The organism is Tardiphaga sp. 42S5 (assembly GCF_034044155.1).
GTDB classification, from domain to species: domain Bacteria; phylum Pseudomonadota; class Alphaproteobacteria; order Rhizobiales; family Xanthobacteraceae; genus Tardiphaga; species Tardiphaga robiniae.
Genome location: NZ_CP139027.1, coordinates 3,568,181 through 3,591,685, shown reverse-complemented (window position 1 = coordinate 3,591,685; position 23,505 = coordinate 3,568,181). Strand labels below are relative to the sequence as shown.

Below are 23,505 nucleotides of genomic sequence, written 5' to 3'. Positions count from 1 at the left end.
GATGGTCCTCTCATGAGGGTGTGTCGAACACGATCATATCGGGCATCGCCGCGCGCGGGATGATCGCGCCGGGGTGGCAGACGACCGTGCCGGCGAGATAGTGACCTGCCTTTGCGGCGGCGACAGGCTGAGCGCCGCTCAGACGTGCATGCAGATGGGCCGCAGCGAAACTGTCGCCGGCCGCGGTGGTATCGACCACCGCGCCCCTGACCGGCTCGGCCTCGACGCGCTGCGGCTCGCCGTTGTGGCGTATGATGCTCGCGGGGCTATCGCGCTTGAGCACCACTTCATCGGCTTCAACGCGCGACAGCAGCTTGTCCTCGGCCTCGCCGGGATAGAGCGGTAACAAGTCCTCGACCGAGGCGAGCACGATATCGGAGACCGCAAAAGCATCCTGAAACGCGGCGCGCGCCAGATCGAGATCGGGCCAGCCCCTCGCGCGGAAATTGGTATCGAAGGCGACGCGGACGCCTGCACCGCGCGCTTGTTGAAGCGCTGCAATCAGGCGATCACGGCCCTCCACGTCGAACAGCGACAGTGTGATGGCCGAGAGATAGATCAGATCGTAGTCCGCGAGCGCGGACAGCAGCGCGTCGGTCTCGGGTAGACTTAGCAAGCTGCGGACAGCTGACGCATCGCGCCAGTGATAGAAGCGGCGCTCGCCCGCATCATTGGTCTCGATCATATACAAACCGGGTAGCTTGCCCTTGAGGCGTAGCACACGCTCAGTGCCGATGCCCTCAGCCTGCCAGCCGGTAATCATCTCGTCGCTGAGCGGATCGTCACCGAGCGCGGTGACATAATCGACCTCCGCGCCAAGCCGAGCAAGGTAGACGGCAGTGTTCAGCGTGTCGCCGCCAAAGGACCGCGTCAGGTGCCCACCCGGCATCTGACGCAGCTCGATCATGCATTCGCCGATGCTGGCGATCCGCATCGAAACCTCTGACCAGTCTAGACGATGCCCTTTTTCCTGAGCGCGCCGATCTTTTCGCCGTCGTAACCGATGGTGGCCAGGATTTCGTCCGTATTCGAGCCAAGAAGCGGCGGCGCGCGATATTCGGTGACCGGCGTGCCCGAGAACATCAGCGGATTTCGGACGAGCGACAGCGCCGGTTCGAAAGGATGGTCCACTTTCACGCGCATGCCGCGGGACTGGACGTGAGGGTCCGCAAAAACTTGATCAAAATCATTGATCGGGCCGGAAGGTACGCCGACGGCCTCCAGGCGTTCGAGCCAGTAGGCGACGGGCTGCTTCAGGAAGAGACCGGCGAAGATGGCCATGATCTCCTTGCCGTGTTGGACGCGATCGTTGTTCTTCAGGAAGCGTGGATCCTTGGCCAGGTCGGGCTCTCCGAGCACTTCGCAGGTCCGCTGAAACTGGCCGTCATTGCCATTGACGATCATCACCTCGCCGTCGGTGCAACGGAATACGCCGGCAGGCATGCCGCCATTACCCCAGGTGCCGCGGCGCGGCGGGACTTTGCCGTTGATGAGATAGGGTTGGAGCCAATGCGACAAAGAGGCGATCACCGTATCGAAGAGACAAGCATCGACATGCTGTCCCTCGCCGCCGCCAGCGTCGCGGTGATAGAGCGCCGACATCACGCCGATGGAGGCGTTCAGGCCGGTCATATAGTCCACGATCGAGGGGCCGACCTTCATGGGGCCTTCGCCAGGCTCGCCGTCGAGATGGCCGGTGACGCTCATGAGACCGCCCATCGCCTGCAGGATCGCATCGTAGCCGGCACGCGTGGCATAGGGACCTGTTTGTCCGAAGCCCGTCACGGAGCAGTAGATGATGCGCGGGTTGATGGCTTTGATCGCCTCGTAGTCGAGGCCATACCGCTTAAGGTCGCCTACTTTGTAATTTTCCAACAACACGTCGGCCGTCTTGACGAGTTCGCGAATGATCTCCTGGCCTTCAGGCTTGGCCACATTGACCGTGACCGACTTCTTGTTCCGATTGGCGCAGAGATAGAACGAATTGTCGTGCCTGCCACCGTCCGGGTCGTTCAGATAAGGAGGGCCGAACGCGCGGGAATCGTCGCCGGTTCCAGGGCGTTCGATCTTGATGACCTCAGCGCCGAAATCGCCGAGCATCTGACCGGCGATCGGGCCGGCAAGCACCCGCGTCATGTCGATAACCTTGATGCCCGAAAGCGGCAGAGCCGGCATGCATTCCTCCTGCTATATTGTTCGTCGCGTCGGCCACGGTGAACGTGTGAGGCGAGCGCTTACAGGAAAATCAGCCCGCGTGCACTGCTTTGTGAGCATGAGGGCTATCCCGTTCCAGCGGGCGGAACGGTGGGCTTCGCAGCGGGCTTGGCGTGCGTGGCGAGCGCTCCCCGCCCGTCGAAGCGAAGCGTCGCTAGGCGGGAGAGCGTTCAAGACTTCAATCGACGAACTTGCCGCCGAGTTCGTCCTCGATATGGATGCGGATGATGTCGTCGAAGGTTTTCTCGGCGGTGGTGAAGCCGAGCTTCAGCGCACGTGCGGTGTCGAAGTCGCGTGGCCAGCCGGACACGATGCCAGTGATGACCGGATCGGTCTCGCGCTTGATGCGGGCGACGACGTTCTTGCCGGCCACGCGATCCAGTGCGGCGATCTGCTCGCCGACGGTCACCGACATGCCGGGCATGCTGAGATTACGCCGCGGGCCCATCGCTTGAAGATCCATCGTGCCGGCGTGGACGAGGAAGCCCACGGCAGAGCGCGGCGATGCGTGCCAGTGGCGGACATCCTCGGACACCGGCAGGATGGCTTCCTTGCCGGCCAGCGGTTCGCGGATGATGTTGGAGAAGAAACCGGAAGCGGCCTTGTTCGGCGCGCCCGGGCGAACACAGATCGTCGGCAGGCGGATGCCAATGCCGTCCAGGACGCCCTTGCGGGTGTAGTCGGCGATCAGCATTTCGCAGATCGACTTTTGCGTGCCGTAAGAGGTCAGCGGCGTGTGAATGAACTCGTCACCGATCTTGTCGGGGAACGGCGCGCCGAACACCGCGATGGACGAGGTGAAGACCAGCCGCGGCTTGTAACCGCCGCCGATGGCGCGGATAGCGTCAATCAGGTAGCGGGTGCCGTCGAGATTGATGCGATAGCCCTTGTCAAAATCGGCCTCCGCCTCCCCCGATACGATGGCGGCGAGATGGAAGATCACCTCCGGTTTGTGGGCGACCAGCGGCGCAGCCGTCTTTGGATCGGCGAAGTCCGATGTCACCAGTTCGATCGGGATCGACGCGCCCGCGGGCTTTGCCGGCGCCACCACATCCTGCAGCGTCATGCGGGTGATGTCGCGATTGCCGAGACGGCCGTCGCGAACCAGTTTCTCTGTGAGCTTGCGGCCAACCATGCCGGCGGCGCCGAGGATGAGGATGTGCAAGGGAAAACTCCTTCTTGTTGTTCTTGGGTTCAACTCTGGCCCTCATGGTGAGGAGGCGCCTCTTTGGCGCCGTCTCGAACCATGAATGAGACTACGGCCATCCTTCGAGACGCGGTCGAAGACGACCGCTCCTCAGGATGAGGGCGGTACATTGGGTAAGCCGCCTACTCCTTCACCGCGCCCGTCATCGCCGACACATAGTGCTCGACGAAGAAAGCATACAGGATCACCAGCGGCAGCGAGCCGACCAGCGCGCCGGCCATCAGCGAGCCCCATTTATAGATGTCACCGTCGACGAATTCGTTGACGATGGCCACCGGCACAGTCTTGTTCTGGGTCGATTGCAGGAAGGTCAGCGCATAGATGAACTCGTTCCAGCACAGCGTGAATGAGAAGATGAAGGCCGAGATCAGGCCGGGCACCGCCAGCGGGATGATGATCTTCACCAGGATCTGCCAGCGCGAGGCGCCGTCGATCAACGCGCACTCTTCGAGCTCGAACGGGATGGTCTTGAAATAACCCATCAGGAGCCAGGTCGAGAACGGGATGAGCAGTGTCGGATAAACCAGGATCAGTGAGATCGGCGAGTCGAACAAGCCATAGGCCTGGATGACGGTCGCCAGCGGAATGAACAGGATCGACGGTGGCACGAGATAGGCCATGAAGATCAGCGCGCCGACCGTCTGCGCGCCGCGGAAGCGCAGCCGCACGATCGCATAGGCCGCGAGAACACTAGCGACGATCGACAGAAATGTCGAAGCCGCTGCCACATACATCGTGTTCCAGAGCCACTGCGGATAGTTGGTCTCGAACAGCAGCTTTTGAATGTGCTTGAAGGTCGGCTTGATCACCCAGAACGGATTGAACCGCTCCATGTCGATCAATTGCTCGTCGGGTTTGATCGAGGTGAGCGCCATCCAGTAGAACGGGAATAGCAGGATCACCACGATGATGAACAGCGGGATATAGAGCGTGACGATGCGCCTCGGCAGCGACTCCAGATAGGCCATGCCCTCGCTGTGATCGTCCTTCTCGACGGTCGGCGCGACGGCTGTGCGGTGATCTACGGCGTGATCAGTCATTGTCAGTGCCTTGCTGCCACTTGCGGCGTTGCATGCCGAACCAGGAAATGGCGATGGCTGCCAGGAGGAACGGGATCATGGCGGTAGCGATGGCGGCGCCCTCACCGAGCCGACCCGAAAGAATGCCGCGCTGATAGCTCAGCGTCGCCATCAGATGCGTTGCATTCACCGGACCGCCGCGGGTCAGTGCCCAGATCAGCTGGAAGTCGGTAAACGTAAACAGCACCGAGAAGGTCATGACGACCGCAATGATCGGCGTCAGCAACGGATAGGTGATGAAGCGGAAGCGCTGCCACGAGGTTGCACCGTCCAGCGTCGCCGCTTCATAGAGCGACGGCGACACGGTCTGCAGGCCCGCCAGCAACGTAATCGCCACAAACGGCACGCCGCGCCAGATATTGGCGAAGATCACGCTCCCTCGTGCCCAGTTGCTGTCGCCCAGGAAATTAATGTTGTGGTCGATCAGACCCATTTTGATCAGCGACCACGAGATGATCGAAAACTGCGAGTCGTAGATCCACCAGAACGCGATGGCCGACAACACTGTCGGCACGATGAACGGGATCAGCACCGCGGCGCGGATCAGCGCCTTGAACGGCATATGCCGGTTCAAGAGCAGCGCCAGATAGAGGCCGACGGCGAATTTGATGGCCGAGGCGACGAGCGTATAGAGCAGCGTGTTGAACACCGAGAGCCAGAAGATGGAATCGTCACGCAGCCATTCATAGTTCTCGAGGCCGACAAACACGCCGCCGCGGCCGATGCGATCATCGGTGAAGCTCATCCAGACGCCGAGGAACAGCGGGTAAGCGAGGAACAGCAGCAGGAATGCCGCGGCCGGCAGCATGAACCACAGTGCGAGCCAGTTGCGGTTGATCCGCAGCCGGTCCCAGGTCGAGGATCTGGGGATCACTTTCCCTGCCCCCGGCATCGATGTCTGGATCGTGGTCATTGCAAGATAGCTCCAGTCGGATGTCGGCTTCGGTCTGATGTCGTGCAGTCAGTCATGCATCACTATCCGGTTAGGGCAGGATCGCTTCGCCCTCGATCTCGACACGTGCGTGCGGATCGATCAGGGCGGAAACCTGAACCAATGTCATTGCTGGAAAATGCTTGCCGAGTGTAGCGCTCCAGGCTTCGCCAATGGCGGCGCCGGACGTCTTGAATGCGTTGATGTCGGTCACATAGGCGCGCAGCATCACGATTTGCTTGGGTTCGCCGCCCGCCGCCTTCAGCACGGTGACGAGATTCTCCATTGCGTAGCGCCACTGCGTCCCGAAGTCGGATCCCTCGGCGACCTCGCCCTGCCCGTTCTGCTTGCCGAGCTGACCGGAGATGCGGACGCTCTGCGTGCCGCCAGCCACCACCGCATGCGCAAAACCACGCGGCCGTGCCCAGCCCTCGGGGAGAACAGTCTTGTAGTCGGTCTCAGGCATTCCTATTCCCATCGTTCAGGCAGCCTTTTGTGAAACGAGACTCACGGCTGCTGCGGAGAGTTGCCGGCGCGGGTCGCTCCGCGCCGGCAAGGTCGTCCTCAGGCGCGGAAGATGCGCTTCGCCGCGCGCTCGGCAGACGACATCGCGGTCTTCACATCCTCGCGGCCCGTGCAGTAATTGGCGTACATGTCGACGACCACGAAATCGGCGATCGCCGCCGCCGCGTTCTCGCTCATCTGCGCTTCGCCCGCCGGGGTCGTTGCCGTCGAAGCCACGTCGCGATATGGCGTGTTCTTCGGATCGGCGGTCCAGATCGGGTTCTTCTCGAAAGCAAGCTGGAACGGCGACAGATAGCCCTGGGCCGACTCGACCCACGGGTTGAACTGCTCGGGCTCCATCATGAAGGCGGTGAACGCCTTGCAGGCCTGCGGGAACTTGGTGAAGGAGAAGATCAGGATCGGGAAACCGAGATGGAGCTCACGCCGCTTGCCATCCAGACCGACGGGCAAATGCGCATGGTTCATGTCTTCGGCAATCGCCGGGGCTTCCTTCTTCGCGGTCACATAGACCGAGATACCGTTGGTGGTCAGATGCAGCTGGCCGGCGAGGAACGCCTTGTTGTTCGACGAGTCGTTCCACGACGCAGTGCCCGGAATGAAGTTGTCATAGAGCGACTTGACGTATTCCAGTGACTTCGCGGTCTCCGGAGAATTGATCGTGACCTTGTTGTCCTTGTCGATCAGCTTGCCGCCATGGGCCCACAGCGCCCAGTGCACCCAGCCATTGGCATCGCCCGAAGCGTGGCCCAGCGCCATGCCGCCCGGGGTGCCGTTTTTGTTCATGCCCTTGAACAGATCCTGGAACCCGCCGAGATCGTTCGGGAACGTCTTGTGGCCGGCCTTTTCCGCAGCAGCGACGCGGTAGTTCACGAGGCCACCGGTCGCGGCGACCGGAACGCCGATCCACTTGCCATTATACATGCCGTACTGTTTGCCGGACTCGGCCCAGCCGCCGTTCTTCTTACCGAGATAGTCTGCGACGTCGGAGACGTCCATGCACTTGGTCGGGAACAGGAACGGCAGGGAGTACAGACCCCAGACCATGTCGAGGCCCTGCCCGGTATTCGCCGCGACCGAGGCCTTCGGCTGAAGGTCGTCATAGGATTCGTTGGAGACGTTGATCGTGACGCCGGTCGCCTTCTGGAAGGCGTCGACGATCTTCATGAAGGCCACGTCTTCGGCTTCGACGAAGCGTTTCCAGCGCAGCAGGTTGATCTTGGCGCCGGCTTCCGGCTTCCACTGTGAGGCCTGCGCCCACGCTTTCGCGTAGCCCAGCAATTGATCCGCGGACATGGTCGCCGCAGCAGCAAGCGTGATCGCGCCGCCCTTGAGCAGAGATCGGCGATCCGGTGTAAATCCAGTCATCTTTCGTCTTCTCCCTGTAATATTGGTTCGTTGATCGACCAATGTTTTGAAATTGATTTGGCGGAAAAGCGCGTCAGTTGACGCGCTTGCCGGTCTCCTTGTCGAACAGATGCGCCGAATTCGCGCGCGGCCTGAGATGAATCTTGTCGCCCGGCGCGACCGGACGGCGATCACGGAAGATCGCGATGATGTCCTGGGTGCCGATGCGTGCGACGACCTGAGTCTCCGACCCCATCGGCTCGACCACCACGACCTCGGCCTCGATACCGTCATCGGCGAATTCGAGATGCTCGGGACGAATGCCGTAAGTGACAGCCTTGTCGTTCCCTGCCGCAGGCGCTGCCGTAATCGGCAGCTTCGCGCCATTGGCGGTCTCGACCCAGGGCTGGCCACCATTCACCTTCAGCGTGCCTTCGAGGAAATTCATCGCGGGCGATCCGATGAAGCCGGCGACGAACTTGTTCTCGGGACGATCGTAGAGCTCCAATGGTGCGCCCATCTGCTCGACGATGCCGTCCTGCATCACCACGATCTTGTCGGCCATGGTCATGGCCTCGATCTGGTCATGCGTCACATAGACCGTCGTGGTCTTGAGGCGCTGATGCAGTTCCTTGATCTCGGCGCGCATGGCGACGCGCAGCTTGGCATCGAGATTCGACAGTGGCTCGTCGAACAAAAACACCTGCGGGTCACGCACAATGGCGCGGCCCATGGCGACGCGCTGACGCTGACCACCCGACAACTGCCGGGGGAAACGCTCAAGCAATCGCCTCAAATCCAGAATATCGGCGGCGCGATTGACCTTCTGATCGATCTCGCTTTTGTCGGCGCCGCGCAGCTTGAGCGAAAAGCCCATATTCTGGGCAACCGTCATATGCGGATACAGCGCGTAATTCTGGAACACCATGGCGATGTCGCGCTCTTTCGGCTGGACATCATTGACCACGCGATCGCCGATCGAAATCGTGCCGGAGGTGATCTTCTCCAAGCCCGCCAACATGCGCAGCAATGTGGATTTTCCGCAGCCGGATGGCCCAACCAAAACCACGAATTGGCCATCCTCGATGGGGACCGATACGCCGTGGAGAACCTCAAAACCGCCAAAAGACTTACGAACGTCGTGAATCTGCACGGACGCCATACATTTCCCTCCCAAATGTCCCATTTTAGAGACTGCGTCCTCCGATTGCCGGAGGCGCCTGTTCTTACTTGTCTGACATCCTACCAGATTTTCTGGCGGCGTGTCGTTGGATCATAGTCGTAGAAAAACTTCGCAGATGCAAACATTGCGAAGCAGCCAGTGGCGTGCAAACATTCGTGACCAATCAAAAGAGACGACGCACCAAGATATAAAGTGTGCGCTGCGGGAGAAATGATGACCAAGTCGACTTCGTCCACGCCGACTGCGGGGACCTCGCCTGCAAAGGCAACCAAGCGCAAACTTCGTTCGAGCGAATGGTTCAACGATCCCCACAATCCCGGAATGACTGCACTCTATCTTGAGCGCTATCTGAATTACGGCCTGACGCGTCACGAATTGCAGTCCGGCAAGCCGATCATCGGCATTGCGCAGACCGGCAACGACCTGTCGCCCTGCAATCGCCATCATCTCGAACTCGCCAAGCGCGTACGCGAAGGCATTACCGCCGCTGGCGGTCTGGTGATGGAATTCCCGGTACATCCGATCCAGGAGACCGGGAAGCGGCCGACTGCGGCGCTTGATCGCAACCTCGCTTATCTCGGCCTTGTGGAAATCCTGTTCGGCTATCCGCTCGATGGCGTGGTGCTGACAACCGGCTGCGACAAAACCACGCCTGCCTGCCTGATGGCAGCGGCTACCGTAAATCTGCCCGCGATCGTGTTGTCCGGCGGGCCGATGTTGAATGGTTGGTACGAAGGCCAACGCACCGGCTCCGGCACCGTGGTGTGGAAATCGCGTGAACGGCTGGCTGCCGGCGAGATCGGCTACGAAGAATTCATGACGCTGGTCGCGTCCTCAGCGCCGTCGGTCGGCCATTGCAACACCATGGGCACCGCGTCGACGATGAACTCGCTGGCCGAAGCATTGGGCATGTCACTGCCCGGCTGCGCGGCGATTCCGGCGCCCTATCGTGAGCGCGGCCAGATTGCCTATGAGACGGGCAGCCGTATCGTCGACATGGTGTGGGAGGACCTCAAGCCGTCGGACATTCTGACGCGCAAGGCCTTCGAGAACTGCATCGTGGTCAACTCCGCCATTGGCGGTTCGACCAACGCGCCGATCCATATCAACGCGCTCGCGCGTCATATCGGCGTCGAACTCGATATCGACGACTGGCAGAAATTCGGCCATGACGTACCGCTGCTGGTCAACATGCAGCCGGCCGGCTTCTATCTCGGCGAGGAATATCATCGCGCCGGTGGTGTGCCCTCGGTGGTCCGCGAGCTGATGAGGCACAAGCGCATCCACGAGGATGTGATCACGGTGAACGGCAAGACCATGGGGGAAAATTGCGCCGCCTCGCCCAAGCCCGACAACGACGTGATCTGGTCCTATGACAAACCGCTGGTGGCTGATGCCGGCTTCCTCGTGTTGCGCGGCAATCTGTTTGATTCCGCGATCATGAAGACCTCGGTGATCTCCAAGGAATTCCGCGATCGCTATCTGATCAATCCGAAGGATCCGAACGCATTTGAAGGCCGCGCCATCGTGTTCGAGGGGCCGGAGGATTATCACGACCGCATCGACGATGCCTCGCTGGATATCGACGAGCATTGCATCCTGTTCGTGCGCGGCACCGGTCCGATCGGCTATCCCGGCGGCGCGGAAGTCGTGAACATGCAGCCACCGGCAGCGCTGATCAAACGCGGCATTCTATCGCTGCCCTGTATCGGCGATGGCCGGCAGTCGGGCACATCCGGCTCGCCGTCGATCCTCAATGCGACGCCTGAAGCGGCAGCCAATGGCGGCCTCGCAATCCTGAAAACAGGCGACAAGGTGCGCATCGATCTCAACAAGGGCTCGGCGAATATCCTGATCTCCGACGAAGAGCTGAAGCGACGTCGCGCCGAACTGATGGCGAATGGCGGCTTCAAATATCCGGCCAACCAGACGCCGTGGCAGGAGCTCTATCGCAACACCGTCGGCCAGCAGGCCACCGGCGCATGTCTCGAACTGGCGACACGTTATCGCGATATCGCCGGCACGGTCGGGACGGCGCGGCATAATCACTAGCAGCCAACGGTGTCATTGCCGGGCTTGACCCGGCAATCCAACTTCCTTCGCAGCAAGATGGATACGCGGGTCAAGCCCGCGTATGACGCCCAAAACAAAAATGTCTCAGGGAGATTTCACATGTCTGACCGCTTGAAAGGCAAACGCGCCTTCGTCACCGCGGGCGCCGTCGGCATCGGCCGGGCCTGCGCGCTGGCTTTTGCGCGCGAAGGGGCGACGGTGTTCGCCACCGATATCGACGACAAGGGCGTGGCGCTGCTGACCAAGGACGGTATCGCCGAGACCGCACGGCTCGACGTGCGCGACACGGCTGCCGTCGAAGCGATGGCGAAGAAGGTCGGCGATATCGACATCCTGCTCAACGCCGCCGGCTTCGTGCATCACGGCGCAGCACTGGAATGCTCCGATTCCGACTGGGACTTCTCGTTCGACCTCAACGTCAAATCGATGCACCGGACCATCCGTGCATTCCTGCCCGGCATGCTCGCGCGCGGCAATGGTGCGATTGTCAACATTTCCTCCGCCGCCGGTGTCTTCAAGGCAGCGCCGAACCGCTACGTCTATGGCGCAACCAAAGCTGCCGTCGCCGCCCTCACCCGTGCTGTGGCTGTCGACTACATCACCAAAGGCATTCGCTGCAACGCCATCTGCCCCGGCACGATCGAAACGCCGTCGATGCTCGACCGCGCCGCAGCCGCAGGCCCGAATGGCCGCGAGCTGTTCGTGAGCCGGCAGCCGATGGGACGTCTCGGCACCGCCGAGGAGATCGCATCCCTCGCCGTCTATCTCGCCAGCGACGAGAGCGCCTTCACCACCGGCGTCGCGCACATCATCGACGGCGGCTGGACGCTGTAACCGAGGACATCGCATCATGAACAAGATCGATTTGAACGGCCGCTGCGCCGTGGTCACGGGCGGCGCCCAGGGCTTTGGCCGCGCGATCACCGAACGTTTCGTCGCTTCCGGCGCCAAAGTGGCGATCTGGGATCAGGATATTGACCTGGCCGTAAAAACGGCGAGCGAAATCGGCGACGAAGTGATCGCCCTCAAAGTCGACGTCACCGACGTGGCTTCAATTGATGAAGCTCGCGCTGCGACGCTTCAAGAGTTCGGCAAGATCGATATCCTGGTCAACAATGCCGGCATCACTGGATTCAACAAGCCGGTGTGGGAGATCGATTACGACGATTGGCGCAAGGTGATGCGCATCAATCTTGACGGCCCGTTCCTGTGCTGCAAGGCCGTCGTGCCAGTGATGCTGAAGCAGAATTACGGCCGCATCGTCAACATCGCCTCGATCGCCGGCAAGGAAGGCAATCCAAACGCCTCGCACTATTCGGCATCGAAGGCCGGCCTGATCGCGCTGACCAAGTCGCTCGGCAAGGAACTGGCCGGTCACGAGATCAACGTCAACGCCATCACGCCTGCGGCGGCGAAGACGGCGATCTTCGACCAGATGACCGAACAGCACATCAACTTCATGCTGTCGAAGATTCCGAAAGGACGTTTCGTATTGGTGCAGGAACTGGCCGCAATGGCTGCCTGGCTGGCCTCGGAAGACTGCGCCTTCTCGACCGGTGCGGTGTTCGATATTTCGGGCGGACGGGCGACCTACTAAGTCGCCCTTCTCATCAGCCCTTGCCCTTGACGCGGAAGATCACGGGCACGGTGAAGCTCAGGCCGTCGTCGGCGATCAACGGCGGCGGCGCCGGCAGCGGGTCTGAGCGGCGGACCATGGCGACCGCGGCCTCGTCGAATGCGGCGTCGCCGGAGCCCTTCACGACTCGCACAGCCAGGACCTTGCCGACTCGGTCGATCTCGAAATTCACCGTCACTTCGGCCGTCTTCTGCTGGCGCTCCTGCGGATAGCGCTTGTTCTTTTCGAGATAGGCGCTGAGCTGCTTGGACCAGATTGTCGACAGGCGCTTCTTGTCGGTGCCGATGCCGCCCTGCTGCGCCTGGGCTTTCTCGCCGGTCTTGGAATCATCGAGCTTCTGCTGTGCGGCAGCTTCCGACGCCACGGATTCCTGCGACGCCTGCTGCTGTTTTTGCGCCTTTTCGGGTGTCTCTTCTTCCGGCTTGGTCGCCTTGCTCTCGGTCACGACCTGATCGGGTTCTTCGCTCTCATGCGGCGTCTCCTTGGGGAGATCGCTCTGCTTCTCGACAGCCTTCTGCTCCTGAACGGCCGGAGATGCGGTCGAGGCCTCCGAATCCGGGCCCTGCGGAAGATCGGTCGGCTCCACGTCGGGCGACACCATTTCCATCCCGACTTCAATGGCATTGGCGCCGAGGCCGTCGTCGTCCTCTTCCTGCTGCATCTCGAACACAGCCGCAGCGATGCCGCCGACATGCAGCAGCACGGCGACAAGCGCCGCGATCAGCCACAGTCGCCAGGACGACTTTCTATCGAGCTCGGACATAGCGCTTCCGTAACGTCAGGGCTTCGGCGCGTCAGGTGCAGCGATCGGTACCGGCGATGCCGCAGCAGCATCCGGAACCCCTTCCAGTGCAACAAGCTTGGTCTTTTGATAGCCGCCGGCACGCAGCCGTTCCATCACATCGAAGAATTCACCATAGGGCACCGCGCGATCGACGCGCAGGAAGATCGGACGATCCTTGTTGCCGTCGCCCATCGCATCGAGCTGACGCACCAGATCGACACGCTTGACCATGTTCTCGCCAATCGCGACCGCGAGGTCGGGCTTGATGCTCACATAGGTCGGCTTGTCCGGCTTCTTCTGCGGCGTCACCGTGGAGGACGGCAGATTGATCGGCAGGTCCACCGTCGAGAGCGGCGCGGCCACCATGAAGATGATCAGCAGAACCAGAATGACGTCGATGAAGGGTGTGACGTTGATTTCGTGGTTTTCACCGAAATCATCATCGTCGTCTGCACCCTCGGAAAGCGACATACCCATGATTATTCAGCCGCTGCGCGTGCGTGTGAACTCGAATGCGTGCGATCAAGATCGCGTGACAGCAGACGACCGGCGGCGCCCTGCGCACGGCCGACGATTTCCATGTAGGCCTTCGTCACGCGCGAGAAGTGATTGTAGATGATGACCGCCGGGATCGCCGCGACGAGGCCGATGGCGGTGGCCAGCAGCGCTTCGGCGATACCGGGCGCGACGACGGCGAGATTCGTGGTCTGCGACTTCGAGATGCCGATGAAGCTGTTCATGATGCCCCACACGGTGCCGAACAGTCCGACGAACGGCGACGTTGCGCCAATGGTCGCAAGGATACCCATACCGGTGCGCACCTTGCGACCTTCAGCGCGAACGATTTCGCCGAAGCTCGACGCGGCGCGTTCCTTGATGCCTTCATCGCTCGAAATGCCGGCGGACATCCGCCCTTCCCGCATCGCGGCGGCCAACAGGCGCGACAGGATCGTGCCGCGCTCGCCGAGCGCCATCTGCGCTTCCGACAGCGAACGCGATTCACCGATCTTGCGGAGCGCGGCCTTCAAGCGACGCATGGCCCAGGTCAGTTCCATCATCTTGAAAATGCCGACCGTCCAGGTGACGACCGATGCGAAAGCCAGACCCACCATCACCGCCTTGACGATGATGTCGGCACCCATGAACATTTTCCAGGGCGACAGATCGTGCTCACCGGTCGCGACCATCGGCCTGGGCGCGGCCTCCATCACCGGGCTAGCAAGAGCTGTCGAAGCGGCCGGGCTCGCCACTGGGCTGCTCGGCTGAGCAGTTACCGGGGCCGGCGCCGCAGCGGGAGCTGCCTGAGTAACCACCGGCGCCACGGGCTTTGCAGCCTGCTGCGCAATGATTGGCGAAGCAAACGCGACCACTGCCAGCACAGCCAGCGACTTAAGAACAGTTCTAAACAAGCTTATACCTCGGCCCAGTAGCGGATGAGATTATGATAGATGCCCGTCAATTTGACCGTTTCTGGGTCGTCTCTTCCGAGACGTTCAACCAGGCTCTGAATCGCGCTGTCGAGATCGAAGATCATGCTGCGCGCATGAGCATCACGTATCATGCTCTGTAGCCAGAAAAAAGACGCTACGCGCATACCTGCCCTTAGAGGCGTTACAAGGTGCAAACTGGAAGCAGGATAAAGCACGAGGTGGCCGGCCGGCAGCTTCACCTCGTGTGAGCCGTAATTGTCTTCAATAACAAGCTCACCGCCCTCATATTCTTCGGGCTCGGAGAGGAACAGCGTCACTGACAGGTCGGTGCGGATACGCATGCCGGTGAGATGATCGCCGCGCACTGCATTGTCGACGTGCACGCCGAAGTGATGTCCGTCCGACGAGACGTAACGATTGAACAACGGCGGGAATATCTGCAGCGGGATCGCCGCAGATAAGAACCGCGGATTCGACGTCAGCGCCGAGATGATGCGATTGCCGAGCGCGCGGGCCACATCGCTGTCCGGCGGCAGTTGCTCGTTCCTTTTGACCAATGCCGATTGCGCGCCGGCCGTCGAGCGACCGTCCTCCCAGCCGGCCGCATCCATGATGCGGCGGAACTCCGCCACATCATTTTTGCTCAAGACATCAGGGATGCAGATCAGCATGACGACCGGCGATCATAGTGACCCCATGAGAGTAAACCAGACCGATCGTCCAGGCGCGATGAACGTGAATGGCGTATTGCTGCGATAGAACGCGTCATAATAGACCGTATCGAAGATGTTGTTGACCGATACCTTCGCCTTCAGGTGCTTGTCGAACCTGTACTCCGTGAAAGCATCGAACCGCCAGTGTGACGGCAACACATTGCCGTTAACGGCACCGAACGTACCTCCGTAGATCTGCGAAGCGTAAGTTGCTTGTCCGCCAATCTCCCATGGCTCGGTGATCTGGTACTTAGTCAGCAAGTTGAAGGATTCGTGCGCGATGTTGGCGAGTTGCGCGCCGACCTGTGTCGGATCGATTGACTTCAGCACCTTGGATTCCATGAACACAGCACCGGCAAACATACTCCAGCGCGGGGTGATCTTACCGCCCATACCGAGATCGACGCCGCGCACGCGATATTGCGCACCGGCGATGATGTCACTTCCGCTTGTTTCGCGAGCATTGCTCTTGACGGTCTCGAACAGCGCCGCCGTGACCAGCAGATGGCGATCGAACAGCTCCCACTTGGTGCCCACTTCCGACGACCGGTTTTCTTCGGGAGCCAAGGCCTGAAAGGTCGTGTTGTTGACCACAAGTCCGCCATACGCCGTGCCGGTCGCATCGAGTTCAGCTCCGACCGGATTGGACGATGTAGCGAATGCGCCATAGAGGCTGCCATACGGCACCGGCTTCAGGACAGCGCCGAGGTTGTAGTTAACCATGCCGGTCTTCACGCCCGTACTTGAAGTCCGGTTAGAGCCGTTGATCTCATAGTCGTCGTAGCGGATTCCGCCATTCAGGATCACGACGTCCTGAAAATTCGCCGTATGGATGGCGTAAGCCGCCTTGGTATCCACATTGATATTGGTCGGGTTGTTCGCGCGCTGGGGCGCATTGTTGAATGGGAACAGGTTGGGCGGATTGGCGATCGGCACGATAAGTTGCGTACCGGTCAAAATGCCGTTCAGCTCCGACGTCAAACCCGTATAATTATCGCGCATCACGCTTTCCTGCGAAATCTCCACGCCGGTCACCAGCGTGTTCTTGATTCCGTAGGCGTCAAACTTGAACGTCGCATCGGTGACGTTGGCCACCACATCCGTAACCTGGTAGCGGCTCTGCGCGGAGAGCGTCGCAGTCGTTGCCGTAGCATTACTGGGCAGTGTTCCAACGTAATCGAGGACCGAGCGCTCCAATCGGGTCTTGTTGGTGAGCGTGATATCGGGCGTGATCTTCAATTCGCCGATCACTGTACCGAAATCCTGCCGGGCCTTCTGAAAGTCGCGGTTGACGAAGCCGTAATAGGTTTCCCGCGGAACGTTAATGTCGGTAACAGGCGCACGCGCCGTGCGGTTATAGGGTACGCCGAAATCCGGCAGGCCGCTGAGATCTGTATGGACGTAGTTGGCGGTGACCTTGAAGGCGTCCGTCGGGGTCCATTTCAGAGCACCGAACGCTCCCCAGCGATCGTCGGTCACGTAGTTTCGACCGGCCACTTCGGCATCCTGATAGAGTCCGCCGGTGCGCAAACTGAGGGTGGGGCTGACGACCTGGTTGACGTCGAAGGTAATGCGCTTGGTCTGGTCGGTGCCATAGGTCGTTTCGACCTTCTGGAAATTGCGATCACCGGCCTGTTTGGTCACAATATTGATGGCGCCACCTGCCGTGCCGCGGCCGGCAAAGGACGACGCCGGGCCGCGCAGAATCTCGACCTGCTCGGTGAAGAAGTTTTCACGAATGCTGATGGCCGGATCGCGTACACCGTCGATGAAGATGTCGTTTCGCGCGTCGAAGCCGCGGATAAAAAATCGATCACCGAAAGCGTTACCGCCCTCGCCCGTACCGAGCGTAACACCGGCCGTGGTGCGCGCCACTTCCTTCAGGCTTGTCGCATTCTTGTCTTCGAGGATTTCCTTGGTCAGCACGGTGACCGTACGCGGCGTGTCGATCAGCTTTTCAGAGAATTTGGTTCCCGCGAGCCGGTCGCCTTTATAAGGCGCTGCAGCGTCGGCATAGGGATTGGCATCTGCCGCGAGGCCACCCGCATTCGGGTAAGGCACCGGCGCCACTTGCACTGGCTGGGTCCGACGCGCCGCACGCCGCAGTGCGGTTCGCGCGCGTATCTGATCGGGTGTCGGCCGCACCGCCGGACGCGGCCGCGCGACCGGTGCATCGACCGTTACCGGCGGGAGTACCGATTGCTGGGCTTCCGCGCCGCCGAAGGAGGCGACGGCGATCATCCCGGCAACGGCAGAGGTCTTGCGGGCAGAATGGTTGCTATCGAATCGTTCGTTGGCGGCCGTCGTGACACTCGAACGCAACGATACAGGAATCTTCGCTAACCCCATAAAATTTGCCCCTGCCGTCCCATACGCAGCTCATTCTGCGCCAATTAGAGGCAGCGGTAGCTTGGCACGAGCTGGAGCGTCAACACATTCGGGCGGAATCAAGACAGTCACACGCTTGAATACATCCAGATAAAAACGTTTCTAAACTGATGTTGAAATCGTTCTAATCTTTGAACGCACTACGAAGTGCCAGTGCCATAAACCCCGCGGGAAAAGCGGCCTGTAGTGAACTCATTCAATCCGAGCTCGGCGGCTTCATCAGCGAGAACATCTCGTCGACGGTCTGCAGCGCAGACTGCCTTACCCGATCCGTATTCTCCATGCCGGCGATGTTGATGCCACGCACGACGGCTTTGATCTCGTCCCGATAGTCGGTCAGGAAGCGCAGCGGATCTGGCGAGTCATTGGCGACGCGCGCGATCAATCCGGTAATCAAAATCTGACAGGCGATCATCCGCCCATTCAACTCGTCCATGTGCCGCTCCGGCTCGATTACATTTACAAGCCGCGATATCGGCTTCGACGAGCCTATGACGGATACGACGCGCAGTTACAACCGCAGACGCAGTCGTAGTCACCGCCGGATTATCCAATACGGCGCACAAACCTGCCTGCAATATGCGTTACCACGTCCGCCGTTACGGTCGGACTGAACGCAGCAACGGTATTCGCAGTCGTCGGTGCCTACATGAAGATTTGGCAATGAAGCACGCGTTCAAGCGGTCGTGTGTTTACAGCATTTGAGTCGCCACCTAGCTGATCAGGAGCCGCCCAAGCGGGCGCGCATTGGACGCGCATGTCTGCGTTAGTGGCTGCCAAGAGATTGATGAGATCACCATGACAACGCTTACCCGTTTTCGATGGACTGGGCTGATTGTTCTGGCGCTGCTTGCGGCCGGCGGAACTATCGCATGGCAGCATTACGGAGCTACCGGAGCACAGCAGGCGAATGCCGACAAACCGCGCGGCCCTGCCCCCGTCCCGGTGAAAATTGCATCTGTCGAAAAAGCTGATTTCCCCGTTTATCTCGGCGGTCTGGGCACCGTGCAGGGTTTTAATACCGTGGTCGTGCGGACCCGTGTCGATGGTCAGATCGACACGATCGCTTTCACCGAAGGACAGATCGTCAAGGAGGGTGACCTGCTCGCACAGATCGATCCGCGCCCGTTCCAGGCAGCGCTCGATCAGGCCAAGGCCAAGAAAGTGCAGGACGAAGCCAATCTCGCCAATGCCAATCTGGATTTGCAGCGCTTCACCAAACTCGGCGAATTCGCGACACGGCAACAGACAGACACACAACGCTCCACCGTGCAGCAGCTGAGCGCGCAGATCGCTGCCGACGATGCCGCGATCTCGAATGCGCAGACCCAGCTCGCTTACACCACGATCAAGGCGCCGATCTCCGGCCGCGTCGGCTTTCGTCAGGTCGACCAAGGCAACATCGTCAATGCTGCGACCCAGACCGGCATCGTCACCATTGCGCAGATCGAGCCGATCGCCGTAATCTTCACCGCGCCTGAACAGAACCTCATCGACATCAGCCAGTCGCTCGCGGAACATCCGCTCAAGGTGATCGCGCTGACCACCGACGGAAAGCGGACGCTCTCGGAAGGCACGCTCGCGGTCATCAATAATCAGGTGGATACGACCAGCGGCACGATCCGGCTCAAGGCGGTATTCGACAACAAGGACCACGTGCTGTGGCCCGGCCTTTCCGTCTCGACACGGTTGCTGGTGACCACGTTGAAGGATGCGACTGTCATTCCCGACGATGCCGTTCAGCATGGGGCCGACGGGCTCTATGCCTTTGCGGTCGGGGCCGACAACAAAGCCGAGCTGAAGAAAATCAAGGTCGGCCGTTCCATCGATGGCCGCACGGTGGTCGAGGACGGGCTGAGCGCCGGCGAGCGCGTTATCGTCGCCGGGCAATATAAAGTGCAGCCGGGCGCGCTGGTGGCGACGTCAGTCGTAACATCCGCAGCCACTCCGGCGAAAGGCGAATAGCCATGAACGGAGGAATTTCAGCACCGTTCATTCGCTATCCGATCGCAACATCATTGCTGATGGCCGGCATCCTATTCGTCGGCCTGGTCTCCTATCCCCAGCTTCCCGTCGCGCCTTTGCCGCAGGTCGACTTCCCGACCATCCAGGTTGCCGCCACCCTGCCCGGCGCCAGTCCCGAGACCATGGCATCCTCGGTGGCGCAGCCGCTGGAGCGACAGCTCGCGCAGATCCCCGGCGTGGCGCAGATGACCTCGACGAGTTCGCTCGGCACATCGGCAGTCACGATCCAGTTCGACCTCAACCGCTCGATCGACGGCGCGGCCAATGACGTGCAAGCCGCGATCAATGCCGCTGGCGGACAACTGCCGAAGACGCTTCCGAGCCCGCCCACCTATCGCAAGGTCAACCCGGCGGACTCGCCGATCATGCTGCTGTCGGCGACATCGGACACGCTGCCCATTACGACCGTCAGCGACAGTGTCGATGCGCAACTGGCGCAGCAGATCAGCCAGATCTCCGGTGTCGCCCAGGTTACGATCGGCGGCCAGCAAAAGCCGGCGATCCGCATCCAGATCGATCCCGCCAAGCTGGTCGCCAAGGGGCTGCAACTCGAGGACATCCGCAGCCAGATCGCGATCACCACTGTCGACAGTCCGAAAGGCAATATTGACGGCGCGACCCGCAGCTACACGATCTACGCCAACGACCAGTTGCCGGAATCGAAGGACTGGAACGACGTCATCATCGCCTATCGCAATGGTGGTCCGCTGCGAGTCAGGGATATCGGCACGGCGGTGACAGGCCCGGAAGACGCCAAGCAGGCGGCCTGGGCCAATGGCAAGCGCGGCGTGTTTCTGGTGATCTTCAAGCAGCCCGGCGCCAACGTCATCGACACCGTCGACAAGATCAAGGCCGAGCTGCCGCGTCTGGTGGCCGCGATCCCGCCGACCGTGAAGATCGAGGTCCTCAGCGATCGCACGCAGACCATCCGCGCCGCCGTGCAGGATGTCCAGTTCACACTGCTGCTGACCATCGCCCTCGTCGTGATGGTGATCTTCGTCTTCCTGCGCAGCGTCTGGGCCACCGTCATTCCCAGCGTGACCGTACCGCTCGCATTGCTCGGCGCCTGCGCGCTGATGTGGGTGTTCGGCTATACGCTCGACAATCTGTCGCTGATGGCGCTGACCATCTCGGTCGGCTTCGTGGTCGACGACGCCATCGTGATGCTGGAAAACATCACTAGATATATCGAGGAAGGCGAAACACCGATGGCTGCCGCGCTGAAAGGCGCCGGTGAAATCGGCTTCACCATTGTCTCGATCAGCGTTTCGCTGGTCGCCGTGCTGATCCCGCTCCTGCTGATGGGCGGCATTATCGGCCGCCTGTTCCGCGAATTCGCCGTGACACTGACCATGACGATTTTCGTCTCGCTGGTGGTGTCGCTGACGCTGACCCCAATGATGGCCTCGCGCTTCCTGCGCGAGGAGAAACACGCCAAGCATGGCCGGCTCTATCAGCTCAGCGAGAACGCCTTCGACGCTCTGCTGCGCGCCTATGAGCGCGGCCTCGACCTCGTGCTGCGCTGGCGCCTGACGACGCTGATGGTGTTCTTCGCCACACTCGTCCTGTCGGTCTATCTGTTCATGATTATCCCGAAGGGCTTCTTCCCGCAGCAGGACACCGGCCTGATCACCGCTTCCTCCGAAGCGTCGCAGGATATTTCCTTTGCGGATATGAAGGTCCACCAGGAAGAACTCGGCAAGATCGTGCAGGCTGATCCCGACGTCGCCAGCGTCGCCATGTCGATCGGCGGCAGCGGCGGCGCGCTCAATACCGGACGCATGTTCATCACACTGAAGCCGCGCGACGAACGTTCCGCCAATGCGCAACAGATCATCACACGGCTGCGACCGAAGCTGGAGAAGGTTCAGGGCGCACGCTTGTTCATGCAGGCGGCGCAGGATATCCGGCTCGGCGGCCGCGCCACCCGCACCCAGTTCGAATACACGCTACAGGATGCAAACCTGTCCGAACTGAACGAATGGGCCCCGAAGATTCTGGCCAAGATGCAAACGCTGCCGGGTCTACGCGACGTCGCCACCGACCAGCAGACCAAGGGCACGACGCTGACGCTGACCATCGATCGCGACAACGCCTCGCGCTACGGTATCCAACCGCAACTGATCGACGACACGCTGTATGATGCGTTCGGCCAGCGTCAGGTCGCGCAGTATTTCACGCAGTTGAACAGCTATCACGTCATTCTCGAGATATTGCCCGAGATGCAGGGCAAGCTCGATTCACTTGACAAGATCTATATCAAGTCGCCGACGACAAGCGACATGGTGCCACTGTCGGCCTTTGCCAAATGGACGACGGTACCCGTGCGACCACTCTCCATCAGCCATCAGGGCCAATTCCCGGCAATCACGATCAGCTTCAATCTGGCGCAGGGCGTTGCGCTCGGACAGGCGACCGATGCTGTGCAAAATGCCATGCAGGATATCGGCGCGCCTTCGACCTTGCGCGGCACCTTCCAGGGCACGGCGCAAGCGTTCCAGCAATCGCTGGCAACGGTGCCGCTCCTGATCCTCGCCGCACTGGTGGTGGTCTATCTGATCCTCGGTATTCTCTATGAGAGCTACATCCACCCTCTGACGATCCTGTCCACCCTGCCCTCTGCGGGCGTCGGCGCGCTGGCGATCTTGATGGCGTTCGGTTTCGATTTCAGTCTGATCGCGCTGATCGGCATCGTGCTGCTGATCGGCATCGTCAAGAAGAACGGCATCATGCTGGTGGACTTCGCAATTGCTGCCGAGCGCGACGAGCATCTCGAGCCAGAGGAAGCCATCCGCAAGGCAGCTCTCCTACGTTTCCGCCCGATCATGATGACGACTATGGCCGCGCTGCTGGGTGGCGTGCCGTTGATGCTCGGCACCGGCACCGGCTCGGAAATCCGCCAGCCGCTCGGCTACGCGATGGTCGGCGGCCTCATCGTCAGCCAGGCACTGACACTCTTCACCACGCCGGTGGTCTATGTCTATCTCGACAGGCTTTCCAACATCATGTCGGGCTGGGGACGATCGAAGCGCGACGACGCAAACCGGTCGGACAACCAGATGCTGGCGAAACAGGCCGCCGAATAGCGCAACGGCGCGCTATGCGGCCTCTTCGATCCTGGTGCCGATATAGACGGTGTTGGACACTTCCTCGTCGGCGTTCAGATTGTCGAAGGTCACGACATGTGCGGTCACCGCGCCGAACACACTTTCCATCACCGCTGTAAAGGCAGTATCCGGTGGATCGTTCGACCACAGCGCAAACACCCCGCCGGGCTTGAGGTGCTCCGACAGACGCTGCAGCCCGGCCGCCGTATAGAGCACGGCATGGCTCGGATGCAGCAGGTTGTCCGGCGCATGGTCGATATCGACCAGTATCGCATCGAAGCGACGACCGGATGCATCGGGATCGAGATGGCCACCCGTCGAGGTCGCCATCTTGAAGAAATCGCCATGGACGAGACGGCAGCGCCCGTCCGCTGACAGTTCGCTGCCGATCGGGATCAGGCCGGCCTGGTGCCACTCGATCACTTCAGGCAACGCGTCGATGACAACGAGCGCCCCCACCTTCTGGTGTGCGAGAGCCGCCTGCGCCGTGTAGCCCAGACCGAGGCCGCCAACGACAACATCCAGCCCGCCGCCGGTTAGTGACGCCAGGCCGATATCCGCCAGCGCGATCTCGGCAGCCGTGAATGCGCTCGACATCAGAAATTCGTCGCCGAGCTTGATCTCAAAGATATCGATGTCCGTGCCCGGCTTCCGCCGACGTCGCAGGGTCAGGACACCCATAGGCGTCGGGCGATAATCCAGTTCTTCGAACATCATGCTCATATCCAACCATGCACACGGTGCGTGCAATGCGGCAACAACGAAATGCCCCAAGTGTGCAAATCTGGACAGACACCTCCGGCGAAACGGATAAACACTTGGCGTCGTCGACGATTCGTCGCGTTACGGTTGCGTGTTGCGTGGAG

At 60.8% G+C, this 23,505-nt stretch carries 20 protein-coding genes; 5 read left to right on the top strand and 15 right to left on the bottom strand.

From position 1 onward, the window contains the following. Positions 1 to 10: 10 nt before the first annotated feature. The 8 genes from SFY93_RS16535 to SFY93_RS16500 all read right to left on the bottom strand — a co-directional run bounded on the left by SFY93_RS16535 (position 11) and on the right by SFY93_RS16500 (position 8,462). Positions 11 to 934, bottom strand: coding sequence for a sugar kinase (locus SFY93_RS16535; RefSeq protein WP_320443881.1), 924 nt, complete (start codon positions 932 to 934; stop codon positions 11 to 13). A 17-nt stretch (positions 935 to 951) separates the two neighbouring features. Then, entirely contained in the window at positions 952 to 2,175 is a 1,224-nt protein-coding gene (locus SFY93_RS16530) for a CaiB/BaiF CoA transferase family protein (protein ID WP_320443880.1), read from the bottom strand. Positions 2,176 to 2,392: 217 nt separating this feature from the next. Further along, positions 2,393 to 3,379: a D-erythronate dehydrogenase gene (gene denD, locus SFY93_RS16525; RefSeq protein ID WP_320443879.1), complete on the bottom strand. Its 987-nt coding sequence runs from the start codon at positions 3,377 to 3,379 to the stop codon at positions 2,393 to 2,395. Positions 3,380 to 3,543: 164 nt separating this feature from the next. After that, entirely contained in the window at positions 3,544 to 4,461 is a 918-nt protein-coding gene (locus SFY93_RS16520; RefSeq protein ID WP_320443878.1) for a carbohydrate ABC transporter permease, read from the bottom strand. Then, complete coding sequence (locus SFY93_RS16515; protein ID WP_320443877.1) at positions 4,454 to 5,413, bottom strand: carbohydrate ABC transporter permease; 960 nt, start codon at positions 5,411 to 5,413, stop codon at positions 4,454 to 4,456. Before SFY93_RS16515 ends, SFY93_RS16520 begins: the two co-directional genes overlap by 8 nt. 70 nt (positions 5,414 to 5,483) lie before the next feature. Continuing rightward, the gene (locus SFY93_RS16510) at positions 5,484 to 5,897 is read right to left on the bottom strand and encodes a RidA family protein (protein ID WP_320443876.1); all 414 of its coding nucleotides are present in this window, start codon (positions 5,895 to 5,897) and stop codon (positions 5,484 to 5,486) included. A gap of 98 nt (positions 5,898 to 5,995) precedes the next feature. Continuing rightward, positions 5,996 to 7,321 carry an ABC transporter substrate-binding protein gene (locus tag SFY93_RS16505; RefSeq protein WP_320443875.1) on the bottom strand — a complete coding sequence of 442 codons (1,326 nt, stop codon included), beginning with the start codon at positions 7,319 to 7,321 and terminating at the stop codon, positions 5,996 to 5,998. Positions 7,322 to 7,394: 73 nt separating this feature from the next. Continuing rightward, a complete protein-coding gene (locus tag SFY93_RS16500; protein ID WP_089267200.1) occupies positions 7,395 to 8,462 on the bottom strand; it encodes an ABC transporter ATP-binding protein in 1,068 nt (355 codons plus the stop codon). A 234-nt stretch (positions 8,463 to 8,696) separates the two neighbouring features. Here SFY93_RS16500 and SFY93_RS16495 point away from each other — a divergent pair, with 234 nt between their 5' ends. The 3 genes from SFY93_RS16495 (at position 8,697) to SFY93_RS16485 (ending at position 12,153) form a co-directional block, all read left to right on the top strand. Further along, entirely contained in the window at positions 8,697 to 10,535 is a 1,839-nt protein-coding gene (locus SFY93_RS16495) for an IlvD/Edd family dehydratase (RefSeq protein WP_320443874.1), read from the top strand. A gap of 120 nt (positions 10,536 to 10,655) precedes the next feature. After that, on the top strand, positions 10,656 to 11,390 hold the full coding sequence (locus SFY93_RS16490) for an SDR family oxidoreductase (RefSeq protein ID WP_068730627.1): 735 nt from the start codon (positions 10,656 to 10,658) through the stop codon (positions 11,388 to 11,390). Positions 11,391 to 11,406: 16 nt separating this feature from the next. Next, on the top strand, positions 11,407 to 12,153 hold the full coding sequence (locus SFY93_RS16485; RefSeq protein ID WP_093758877.1) for an SDR family NAD(P)-dependent oxidoreductase: 747 nt from the start codon (positions 11,407 to 11,409) through the stop codon (positions 12,151 to 12,153). A 13-nt stretch (positions 12,154 to 12,166) separates the two neighbouring features. Here the strand turns inward: SFY93_RS16485 and SFY93_RS16480 are convergent, their stop codons facing one another. The 6 genes from SFY93_RS16480 to SFY93_RS16455 all read right to left on the bottom strand — a co-directional run bounded on the left by SFY93_RS16480 (position 12,167) and on the right by SFY93_RS16455 (position 17,943). After that, complete coding sequence (locus SFY93_RS16480) at positions 12,167 to 12,955, bottom strand: energy transducer TonB family protein (protein ID WP_309944423.1); 789 nt, start codon at positions 12,953 to 12,955, stop codon at positions 12,167 to 12,169. Positions 12,956 to 12,970: 15 nt separating this feature from the next. Then, complete coding sequence (gene exbD, locus SFY93_RS16475) at positions 12,971 to 13,453, bottom strand: TonB system transport protein ExbD (protein ID WP_320443873.1); 483 nt, start codon at positions 13,451 to 13,453, stop codon at positions 12,971 to 12,973. Positions 13,454 to 13,455: 2 nt separating this feature from the next. Continuing rightward, positions 13,456 to 14,385, bottom strand: coding sequence for a tonB-system energizer ExbB (gene exbB, locus SFY93_RS16470; RefSeq protein WP_320443872.1), 930 nt, complete (start codon positions 14,383 to 14,385; stop codon positions 13,456 to 13,458). Between the two features lie 2 nt (positions 14,386 to 14,387). Next, positions 14,388 to 15,077: a Fe2+-dependent dioxygenase gene (locus SFY93_RS16465; protein ID WP_320443871.1), complete on the bottom strand. Its 690-nt coding sequence runs from the start codon at positions 15,075 to 15,077 to the stop codon at positions 14,388 to 14,390. A gap of 12 nt (positions 15,078 to 15,089) precedes the next feature. Further along, positions 15,090 to 17,468: a TonB-dependent receptor gene (locus tag SFY93_RS16460; RefSeq protein ID WP_320443870.1), complete on the bottom strand. Its 2,379-nt coding sequence runs from the start codon at positions 17,466 to 17,468 to the stop codon at positions 15,090 to 15,092. A gap of 235 nt (positions 17,469 to 17,703) precedes the next feature. Further along, on the bottom strand, positions 17,704 to 17,943 hold the full coding sequence (locus tag SFY93_RS16455; protein WP_092151341.1) for a hypothetical protein: 240 nt from the start codon (positions 17,941 to 17,943) through the stop codon (positions 17,704 to 17,706). Positions 17,944 to 18,305: 362 nt separating this feature from the next. On the opposite strand from SFY93_RS16455, the gene SFY93_RS16450 reads away from it, so the two are divergent. Next, a complete protein-coding gene (locus SFY93_RS16450; protein WP_320443869.1) occupies positions 18,306 to 19,472 on the top strand; it encodes an efflux RND transporter periplasmic adaptor subunit in 1,167 nt (388 codons plus the stop codon). 2 nt (positions 19,473 to 19,474) lie between these two features. Beyond that, a complete protein-coding gene (locus SFY93_RS16445; protein WP_320443868.1) occupies positions 19,475 to 22,618 on the top strand; it encodes a multidrug efflux RND transporter permease subunit in 3,144 nt (1,047 codons plus the stop codon). A 12-nt stretch (positions 22,619 to 22,630) separates the two neighbouring features. Here SFY93_RS16445 and SFY93_RS16440 read toward each other — a convergent pair whose 3' ends face one another. Further along, on the bottom strand, positions 22,631 to 23,356 hold the full coding sequence (locus tag SFY93_RS16440; RefSeq protein WP_320443867.1) for a polyamine aminopropyltransferase: 726 nt from the start codon (positions 23,354 to 23,356) through the stop codon (positions 22,631 to 22,633). Between the last annotated feature and the right edge of the window lie 149 nt (positions 23,357 to 23,505).

Bases quoted from the DNA above. Each gene is read 5' to 3' on its own strand.
- SFY93_RS16535 (WP_320443881.1), bottom strand. From the start codon at position 934: ATGCGGATCGCCAGCATCGGCGAATGCATGATCGAGCTGCGTCAGATG.
- SFY93_RS16530 (WP_320443880.1), bottom strand. From the start codon at position 2,175: ATGCCGGCTCTGCCGCTTTCGGGCATCAAGGTTATCGACATGACGCGG.
- SFY93_RS16520 (WP_320443878.1), bottom strand. From the start codon at position 4,461: ATGACTGATCACGCCGTAGATCACCGCACAGCCGTCGCGCCGACCGTC.
- SFY93_RS16515 (WP_320443877.1), bottom strand. From the start codon at position 5,413: ATGACCACGATCCAGACATCGATGCCGGGGGCAGGGAAAGTGATCCCC.
- SFY93_RS16510 (WP_320443876.1), bottom strand. From the start codon at position 5,897: ATGCCTGAGACCGACTACAAGACTGTTCTCCCCGAGGGCTGGGCACGG.
- SFY93_RS16505 (WP_320443875.1), bottom strand. From the start codon at position 7,321: ATGACTGGATTTACACCGGATCGCCGATCTCTGCTCAAGGGCGGCGCG.
- SFY93_RS16500 (WP_089267200.1), bottom strand. From the start codon at position 8,462: ATGGCGTCCGTGCAGATTCACGACGTTCGTAAGTCTTTTGGCGGTTTT.
- SFY93_RS16495 (WP_320443874.1), top strand. From the start codon at position 8,697: ATGACCAAGTCGACTTCGTCCACGCCGACTGCGGGGACCTCGCCTGCA.
- SFY93_RS16490 (WP_068730627.1), top strand. From the start codon at position 10,656: ATGTCTGACCGCTTGAAAGGCAAACGCGCCTTCGTCACCGCGGGCGCC.
- SFY93_RS16485 (WP_093758877.1), top strand. From the start codon at position 11,407: ATGAACAAGATCGATTTGAACGGCCGCTGCGCCGTGGTCACGGGCGGC.
- SFY93_RS16480 (WP_309944423.1), bottom strand. From the start codon at position 12,955: ATGTCCGAGCTCGATAGAAAGTCGTCCTGGCGACTGTGGCTGATCGCG.
- exbD (WP_320443873.1), bottom strand. From the start codon at position 13,453: ATGGGTATGTCGCTTTCCGAGGGTGCAGACGACGATGATGATTTCGGT.
- SFY93_RS16465 (WP_320443871.1), bottom strand. From the start codon at position 15,077: ATGCTGATCTGCATCCCTGATGTCTTGAGCAAAAATGATGTGGCGGAG.
- SFY93_RS16460 (WP_320443870.1), bottom strand. From the start codon at position 17,468: ATGGGGTTAGCGAAGATTCCTGTATCGTTGCGTTCGAGTGTCACGACG.
- SFY93_RS16455 (WP_092151341.1), bottom strand. From the start codon at position 17,943: ATGGACGAGTTGAATGGGCGGATGATCGCCTGTCAGATTTTGATTACC.
- SFY93_RS16450 (WP_320443869.1), top strand. From the start codon at position 18,306: ATGACAACGCTTACCCGTTTTCGATGGACTGGGCTGATTGTTCTGGCG.
- SFY93_RS16445 (WP_320443868.1), top strand. From the start codon at position 19,475: ATGAACGGAGGAATTTCAGCACCGTTCATTCGCTATCCGATCGCAACA.
- SFY93_RS16440 (WP_320443867.1), bottom strand. From the start codon at position 23,356: ATGATGTTCGAAGAACTGGATTATCGCCCGACGCCTATGGGTGTCCTG.